At 69.6% G+C, this 8,814-nt stretch carries 6 protein-coding genes; all 6 read left to right on the top strand.

Going from position 1 to position 8,814, the window contains the following annotated elements; genetic code table 11:
* Positions 1 to 702 precede the first annotated feature (702 nt).
* The 6 genes from ABZU91_RS26485 to ABZU91_RS26460 all read left to right on the top strand — a co-directional run bounded on the left by ABZU91_RS26485 (position 703) and on the right by ABZU91_RS26460 (position 8,669).
* Complete coding sequence (locus ABZU91_RS26485) at positions 703 to 1,728, top strand: LacI family DNA-binding transcriptional regulator (RefSeq protein WP_355245804.1); 1,026 nt, start codon at positions 703 to 705, stop codon at positions 1,726 to 1,728.
* Positions 1,729 to 1,814: 86 nt separating this feature from the next.
* Entirely contained in the window at positions 1,815 to 3,119 is a 1,305-nt protein-coding gene (locus ABZU91_RS26480; protein WP_355245783.1) for an extracellular solute-binding protein, read from the top strand.
* 67 nt (positions 3,120 to 3,186) lie between these two features.
* On the top strand, positions 3,187 to 4,155 hold the full coding sequence (locus ABZU91_RS26475) for a sugar ABC transporter permease (RefSeq protein ID WP_355245780.1): 969 nt from the start codon (positions 3,187 to 3,189) through the stop codon (positions 4,153 to 4,155).
* A 1-nt stretch (position 4,156) separates the two neighbouring features.
* The gene (locus ABZU91_RS26470; RefSeq protein ID WP_355245777.1) at positions 4,157 to 5,038 is read left to right on the top strand and encodes a carbohydrate ABC transporter permease; all 882 of its coding nucleotides are present in this window, start codon (positions 4,157 to 4,159) and stop codon (positions 5,036 to 5,038) included.
* The gene (gene yicI / locus ABZU91_RS26465) at positions 5,035 to 7,275 is read left to right on the top strand and encodes an alpha-xylosidase (protein ID WP_355245774.1); all 2,241 of its coding nucleotides are present in this window, start codon (positions 5,035 to 5,037) and stop codon (positions 7,273 to 7,275) included. The genes ABZU91_RS26470 and yicI overlap by 4 nt, the downstream gene beginning before the upstream one ends.
* The gene (locus ABZU91_RS26460; protein ID WP_355245771.1) at positions 7,272 to 8,669 is read left to right on the top strand and encodes a GH1 family beta-glucosidase; all 1,398 of its coding nucleotides are present in this window, start codon (positions 7,272 to 7,274) and stop codon (positions 8,667 to 8,669) included. Before yicI ends, ABZU91_RS26460 begins: the two co-directional genes overlap by 4 nt.
* The last annotated feature ends 145 nt before the right edge of the window (positions 8,670 to 8,814 follow it).

Below are 8,814 nucleotides of genomic sequence, written 5' to 3'. Positions count from 1 at the left end.
GCCCCGCGCCCCGCGCCCCGCGCCCCGCGCCCCGCGCCCCGCGCCCCGCGCCCCGCGCCCAAGATCCTCACAACATCGGGGAAGTTGCTGCATCCGCCCCGCCGGAGACAGCAACATCCCCGAACTTGCTGACTGAGATGCGCGCCAGGCACACCCGAGACGCGCCGATGCATCGCCCTCGGCACACCCCGGCACGCCAAAACGCGCGCCGGGCGCGCAGATGTGCACGCCTTCGGCAAGCCCGGGCACGTCAGGGCGCACGTCAAGCTTGCCGAGACCCACGCCAGGCAACGCCGAGATCCCGCCCAGCACGTCGAGACCCACGCCAGGCAACGCCGGAACCCACGCCAGGCAACGCCGAGATGCCGCCCAGCACGCCGAGACCCACGCCAGGCAACGCCGGAACCCACGCCAGGCAACGCCGAGATCCCGCCCAGCACGCCGAGATCCCGAGACGCCCGGCACGCCGAGATCCGCGCGAGGCACGCCGTCGGGGCGCCGGGGCACGCCTCGGTGCGGTCAGGCGTACCGAGGCGTCGTTTGCGGATCGGGGTTCGGAGCCCTCGGACTTCTTCTCGACATCGGCTATTGACGCTGCCGTAACAGGTGGCCTAGCGTCTGTCGAAACGTTTAGTCGAAACGCTTCGACGATCAATGGGAAGCGTTCCACCGCCGGGCCGGAGGAGGTGCGTGGTGGCCACGATGCACGACGTCGCCCGCCTCGCGCAGGTCTCGGTGAGCACCGTGTCGTACGTGCTCACCGGCACCCGGCCGATCTCCCAGGCCACCCGCGCCAAGGTGCTCGCGGCGATGGCCGAGCTGGACTACCAGCCCAACGCCATGGCCCGGGGGCTGGCCAGCCGGCGCAGCCGCATCCTGGGCCTGTTGATGCCGATGGACGAGCGTGGTCTGGGTGCCACCGAGACAGCGTTCGTCACTGGTGCCGCCGCTGCGGCCAGCGCGGTCGGTTACCACCTCGTGCTCTCACCTGTCGGCGGTGGGGACCTGGACGACCTGCGTCGGTTGGCCGCCCAGCGGATGCTCGACGGTGTGGTGCTGATGGAGGTGCAGCTCGCCGATGAGCGGGTCACGGTGCTCCAGGAGGCGGGTGTGCCGCTGGTGCTGATCGGACGCACCGGCGACGCCGCAGGGCTCTCCTTCGTCGACATCGACTTCGAGCAGACCGTCCGGGAGGCCGTGGCGCACCTGGTCGGCCTGGGGCACCGCCGGATCGTCTACGTCAACCACTCGGCGGCGACGCTCGCCAGCGGTTACGGCCCGGCGTTGCGTACCCGGGATGCCTTTGTCACGGCCATGGCCGGCCACGGCCTGGAGCCGATCATGATCCCGGCCGAGGACAGCGCGGCTGGCGGGCGGGCGGCCCTGGCCGCCGCGCTCGCCCGTGCCCCGGAACTGACCGCCGTGCTGGCGATGAACGAGACGGCGCTCTTCGGCATCCTCGGTGAGTTGACCGGGCGGGGGCTGTCGGTGCCCGACGACGTATCGGTGGTCTCGATGGTCACCTCGCCGCAGGTCGCCGAGTTGGCCACTCCGGCGCTGACCGCGATGACGTCGCCCGGCTCGACCCTGGGTCGGATCGCGATCGAGGCATTGGTGCGGCACCTGGACGGGCCCGGCGACGAGCGCCACCAGCAACTGCTGCCGTGCGTCCTGGAAATCCGGGGATCGACCGGCGCGCCGCGACCAGACCGACCACATAGGGGCTGACCAGTAAAAACGGCCCGCCGCCGCGCGGCAACGCGACGACGGGCCCAGTGAGATACCGGGCTCGATACTCAACGAGGAGGATAGCAATGCAGCGATTCCGCCGGATCGTCGCGGCGATCGCCCTGGCGGCGACAGCGACGACCACCGTGGCCGCCTGTGGCGGCGGCAAGAGCGAGGACGACAGCGGGGCCAAGACCCTCAAGCTCTGGCACTACGAGAGCGAGAACAGCGCGATGGGGGTCGGCTGGAACAAGGCGATCGAGATCTTCAAGGCCGAGCATCCGGGCGTCGAGGTGCGCTTCGAGCGCAAGGCGTTCGAACAGATCCAGCAGAACGCCGGCATGATCATCAACTCGTCCGAGGGCCCGGACATCATGGAGTACAACAAGGGCAACGCGACGGCCGGTCTGCTGTCGTCGCAGGGTCTGCTCACCGATCTGAGCGCCGAGGCCGACAAGCGCGGCTGGGCCGGCAAGCTCAGCGCCAGCCTCCAAACCACCGCCCGGTACAGCGACAAGGGCGTGATGGGGTCGGGCAACTGGTTCGGCGTACCCAACTACGGCGAGTACGTCACGGTCTACTACAACAAGGACCTGTTCGACCGCAAAGGCGTCAAGGTGCCGACCACGATGGCCGAGATGACCGCCGCGATGGACACCTTCGTCAGCAAGAAGATCACTCCGCTGGGCATGGCCGGGGCCGAGTATCCGGCCGGGCAGCTCTTCTACCAGTTGGCGCTCTCCAAGGCCGACCGGCAGTTCGTCGACAACTACCAGCTCTACAAGAACCCCGTCGCCTTTAAGGCCGACCCGCTGAAGTACGGCGCGGACACGTTCGCCGACTGGGTGCGCAAGGGCTACGTCGCCAAGAACTCGGCGAGCCTCAAGGCCGAGGACATGGGCACCGCGTTCATCGCCGGCAAGACCCCCATGATCGTCTCAGGTAGCTGGTGGTACGGCCGCTTCAAGACCGAGATGAAGGCCAACTGGGACACGTTCCTCTTCCCCGGCAACACCCTCAACGCCGGGTCGTCGGGCAACATCTGGGTGGTTCCGTCGAACAGCAAGGCCAAGAGCCTGGCGTACGACTTCATCGACATCACGCTGCGTCCGGAGATCCAGGACCTCATCGGCAACAACGGTGGTGTCCCGGTGGCCGCCGACGCGTCCAAGATCAGCGACCCGAAGGACCGCAAGCTGATCGAGGACTTCAACACCGTCAGCAAGCAGGACGGGCTGGCCTTCTACCCGGACTGGCCGGTGCCCGGCTACTACGACGTGCTGGTCGGCGGTTTCCAGGGCCTGATCAACGGGTCGAAGTCCCCGGACCAGGTGCTCGACACGATCGCCAAGCCGTACGCCGATGGCGTCAAGGAGATCACCGGCAAGTGACACGGCGAGCGGCGGGCGCGACCGGCACGACCGGAGCGCCCGCCCACCCCGCCGGGAAGGACCTTCCATGGCAGTCTCCGAGACCGTCGAGGCCGCACGCCCGACGGCGACGCCAACCCCGCCGGAGCCCCGCCGCCGACCGCGCGGCCGCGACGCGGCGTACTGGCTCTACCTGCTCCCCGGGGCGGTGCTGTTTCTCCTGGTGATCGGCGCGCCGCTGGTCGGCACCGGTTACCTGTCGCTGACCAAGTGGTCCGGCATCGGCGACCCCACCTTCGTCGGGTTCGACAACTACCAGCGCCTGCTGGACGACGAGGTGTTCTGGGCGTCGTTCCGCAACACCGTGGCGATGATCGTCGCGATGGTGGTGGTGCCGACCCTGCTCGGGCTGCTGCTCGCCTCGGTGCTCTTCGACGTCATCGGCCGCCGGTTCCAGCCGCGGACCGCCGCCGGCCTGCGGGCCGCCTTCTACCTTCCGCAGGTGCTGCCCGTGGTGGTCGCGGGCATCGTCTGGGGTTGGATCCTGCGGCCCGACGGCGCGTTCAACAGCCTGCTCGACGCGGTCGGCCTCGGCGCGCTGCGCCACGACTGGCTCGGCGACCCGGACACGGCCCTACCGGCGGTGATGGCGGTGATGATCTGGGTGCAGATCGGCTACCCGGTGGTCGTGTTCATGGCCGCGTTGCAGCGGGTGGACCCGGAGCTGTACGAGGCGGCCGAGGTGGACGGCGCGAACTGGCTGCACCGGTTCCGGGCGATCACCCTGCCGCAGATCCGGCCGGAGACTTTCGTGGTGGCCCTGACCTGCACCATCGCCGCGTTGAAGGTGTTCGGGCCGATCTTCGCGCTCACCCGGGGCGGCCCGGAGAACGCCACGAACGTGCCGTCCTACTTCGCCTATTACACCTTCTTCAAGAAGCTCCAGGTCGGCTACGGCTCGGCGATCTCCACCGTGCTCACACTGATCATCGTCGTGGTGGCCGGGGTCTTCATCTGGTGGCAGGCGCGCACCGAGCGCCGGGACCGGGGGTTCTGACATGGCCGTGACGCTCACTCCGGCGCCGACACCGGTCCGCCGGCCCGTCCGCGATCGGCACCACCGCGGCGTCAGCCGCTGGATCGTGCTCGCCCTGGTCGGTGTCGGGGCGCTCGTCATGCTGGTGCCGTTCGCGTTCATGCTGCTCAACGCGTTCAAGTCGCCCGGCGACTACTCGTCGGGCGGGCCGCTGAGCTGGCCGGGCGAGTTCTACACCAAGGGCCTGCGGACGTACTGGACCGAGGTGAACTTCCCCCTCAAGCTGTGGAACTCGGCCCTCATCGCCGGCACCGTGGCGGTACTCGGCGTCATCGTGTCCCTGCTCAACGCGTACGCCCTGGGCATCGGTCGGGTCCGCGGCCGACTGTGGATCGTCGGGCTGTTCCTGCTGGCCAACATGCTGCCGCAGGAGGCGCTGATCTACCCGCTGTACTACGTGGCGAAGGAGGTCGGCCTCTACAACACGAGACTCGCGGTGATCATCATCTTCACCGTCATCCAGAGCGCGTTCGGCACGTACCTGCTGGCCTCGGTCCTGGGCACCTTCCCCCGCTCGCTGCTGGAGGCCGCCGCGCTCGACGGCGCCGGCAAGTGGACGGTGCTGTGGAGGGTGGTCTTCCCCAACCTGCGACCCACCCTGGCCGTACTCCTCATCTTCTTCTTCATCTGGACCTGGAACGAGTTCCTCATCCCGCTGGTCATGCTGATCGACAACCAGACGCAGACCATCCCGGTAGCGCTCGCGTCGTTGCAGGGCGACCGTCTGATGGACGCCCCGACGACGAACGCCGGAGCGCTGATCAGCCTGGTGCCGGCCATTCTCTTCTTCCTCATCTTCCAGCGCACTCTGGCGCGCGGCATCACGGCAGGAGCCGAGAAGTGAAGTTCACCGACGGGTACTGGCAACTGCGCCCGGGGGTCAGCGTGCTGCGCCCCGGCGCGGTGGAATCGGTCGAGCCGGACGAGAGCGGCTTCACCGTCTTCGCGCCGGCCGGTCAGATCACCGGTCGGGGCGACACCCTCAACCGGCCCGTCGTCACCGTCCGGTTCTTCTCCCCCGCACCGGGCGTCGTCGGGGTGACAATCGGTCACCACAGCGGCGGACTGCCCCGCGAGCCGCGCTTCGCGGTGACCACCGACGGCACGCACCCCGTCAGCATCGACATCACCGGCATCACCGCGTCACTGACCGCCGGCGAACTGACCGCCCGGGTCGCGCTCGTCGACGGCTGGCGGGTCGAGTTCCGGCACGGCGACCGGCTGCTCACCGCGTCCACGACCCGCAGCGTCGGGATCGTCACCGACGGCCAGGGCCGTCGGTACGTGCACGAGCGGCTCGCGCTGGGCGTCGGCGAGACGGTGTACGGGCTGGGCGAGCGCTTCGGCCCGTTCGTCAAGAACGGCCAGACCGTGGACATCTGGAACGCCGACGGTGGGACGGCCAGCGAACAGGCGTACAAGAACGTGCCGTTCTATCTCAGCAGCGCCGGCTACGGGGTCTTCGTGGACCACCCGGAGCACGTGTCGTTCGAGGTCGGCTCGGAGGTCGTGGCCCAGAACCAGTTCAGCGTCGAGGGGCAGTCGCTCACCTACTACGTCATCGACGGGCCCACCCCGAAGGACGTGCTGCGCCGCTACACCGCGTTGACCGGCCGACCGGCCCGGGTGCCCGCCTGGTCGTACGGGCTGTGGCTGTCCACGTCGTTCACCACCTCGTACGACGAGAAGACGGTGACCGAGTTCGTCGACGGCATGGTCGAGCGGAATCTGCCGCTGTCGGTGTTCCACTTCGACTGCTTCTGGATGCGCCAGTTCCACTGGGTCGACTTCGTCTGGGACCCGGCGACCTTCCCGGACCCGGAGGGCATGCTGCGGCGGCTGCACGAGCGCGACCTGAAGGTGTGCGTCTGGATCAACCCGTACATCGCGCAGCGGTCGTACCTCTTCGAGGAGGGCCGCCAGGCCGGCTACCTGGTCCGCAACCCGGACGGCTCGGTGTGGCAGTGGGACAAGTGGCAGGCCGGGATGGCGCTCGTCGACTTCACCAACCCGGACGCGGTCGCGTGGTTCACCGGCAAGCTCAAGGTCCTGCTGGACATGGGCGTCGACTGCTTCAAGACCGACTTCGGTGAGCGCATCCCGACCGACGTCGTGTGGCACGACGGCTCCGATCCGCAGCGGATGCACAACTACTACTCCTACCTCTACAACAGGGCGGTCTTCGAGCTGTTGGAGACCGAGCGTGGGGAGGGCGAGGCGGTGGTGTTCGCCCGCTCCGCCACCACCGGGGGGCAGCAGTTCCCGGTGCACTGGGGCGGCGACTGCGAGGCGACGTTCGTCGCCATGGCGGAGTCACTGCGCGGCGGGCTGTCCCTGGCGGCGTCCGGTTTCGGCTACTGGAGCCACGACATCGGCGGCTTCGAGGGCACCCCCGATCCGGCGGTGTTCAAGCGGTGGATCGCCTTCGGCCTGCTCTCCTCGCACTCCCGGCTGCACGGCTCCGGCTCGTACCGGGTCCCGTGGGCGTACGACGCGGAGGCCGTCGACGTGCTGCGGCACTTCACCCGACTCAAGCTCCGCCTGATGCCGTACCTGGCGGCGGCCGCCCAGGAGGCGCACCGCGAGGGGACACCCATGATGCGTCCGATGGTCGTGGAGTTCCCGGACGATCCGGCTGCGGCGCACCTGGACCGGCAGTACATGCTCGGCTCCGACGTGCTGGTCGCGCCGGTGCTGAGCGCCGACGGCGAGGTCACCTTCTACGTTCCCGCCGGCACGTGGACGCACCTGGTGACCGGCGCGCAGCTCACCGGCCCGGCCTGGGTGACCGAGAAGCACGAGTTCGACAGCCTGCCGGTGCTCGTCCGGCCGGGCGCGGTGATCCCGTTCGGGGCGCGCGCCGACCGGCCCGACTACGAGTGGGCGGACGGGGTGGAGCTGCGCCTATACGCTCCGGCGGAGGGGCAGCGGCGGCGGGTACGGATACCGTCGCCCGGCCTGGGCGCCGGCGCGGAGTTCGAGGTGAGCTTCCGCGACGGGGTGGGCAGCGCGGAACTGGTCGCGGGTGAATCGTCGGCGTACCACTGTGTGGTCGTCGGAACGGAGGCAGCAGGACGATGACGGCGCGCACCTTCCCGGAGAGTTTCCTGTGGGGTTCGGCGACGGCGGCCTACCAGATCGAGGGTGCGGCCACCGAGGACGGCAGGGGTCCGTCCATCTGGGACACCTACAGCCACACACCCGGACGGACGTTGAACGGCGACACCGGTGACGTGGCAGCCGACCACTACCACCGCTGGGCGCAGGACCTCGACCACGTCGCCGAGCTGGGCCTGGGCGCGTACCGCTTCTCGATCTCCTGGCCGCGGGTCCAGCCGGGCGGGTCCGGCCGTTTCAACCAGGCCGGGCTGGACTTCTACTCCCGGCTGGTCGACGGCCTGCTCGAGCGCGGCATCCGCCCGGTGGCCACGATGTACCACTGGGACCTGCCGCAGGAGCTGGAGGACGCCGGTGGTTGGCCGGTGCGGGACACGGCGCTGCGCTTCGAGGACTACGCGTCGGGGATCGTCGCCGCGCTCGGCGACCGGGTGCACACCTGGACCACGCTCAACGAGCCGTGGTGCTCGGCGTACCTGGGTTACGGCTCCGGCGTCCACGCGCCGGGGCGCACCGAGCCGGCGGCGGCGCTGGCGGCGGTGCACCACCTGAACCTCGCGCACGGCCTGGCCGGTCGCGTGGTCCGGGAGGTGGCGCCGACCGCGGAGCTGTCGGTGACGCTGAACCTGCACGTGATCCGCCCGGCCTCCGACACGGCCCAGGACGTCGACGCGGCCCGCCGTATCGACGCGCTGGCCAACCGGGCGTTCCTCGGCCCGATGTTGAACGGAGCGTACCCGGCCGACCTGCTGGCCGACACGGCGGGCGTCACCGACTGGTCGTTCGTGCAGCAGGGCGACGAGAAGGTGGCCGCGGTGCCGCTGGACGTGCTGGGCGTCAACTACTACTCCAGCACCCTCGTCCGGGCCTGGGACGGCCGCTCGGCCCGCTCGGACGCCGACGGTCACGGCGCGTCGGCGCACTCGCCGTGGGTCGGCGCCGACGACGTCGACTTCCTGCCGCTGCCCGGCCCGTACACGGCGATGGGGTGGAACATCGACCCACCGGCCCTGACCGAGCTGCTGCTGCGGCTCAGCCGGGAGTACCCGGGACAACCCATGATGATCACCGAGAACGGCGCGGCCTTCGACGACGAGGTGGCGGCCGAAGGCCGGATCCACGACGTCCGGCGGATCGACTACCTGCGTCGGCACATCTCGGCCGTGGCGGACGCCCGCGAGCAGGGCGCGGACGTGCGGGGCTACTTCGTCTGGTCGCTGCTGGACAACTTCGAGTGGGGCTACGGCTACGACCGCCGGTTCGGGATCATCCGGGTCGACTACGACACCCAGGAACGCACCTGGAAGGACAGCGCACACTGGTACGCGCGCCTAGCAGCCACCGGCCGTCCCGACTAAGTCCAGCCCCCGCCCCGCCCTGCCCTGCCCCCGCCGCGCCCCCGCCGCGCCGATCTTGCACTTTCTGTCGCGACATAGGGGCCGTTTTCGCATATATCGACAACCGAAACTGCAAGATCGGCGCGGCTCAGGGGCGGCGCGGCCC

The sequence above is a fragment of the Micromonospora sp. NPDC005174 genome, from assembly GCF_040608495.1.
In the GTDB taxonomy this organism is placed as follows: Bacteria; Actinomycetota; Actinomycetes; order Mycobacteriales; family Micromonosporaceae; genus Micromonospora.
This window is presented reverse-complemented; position numbering and strand designations above follow the sequence as displayed.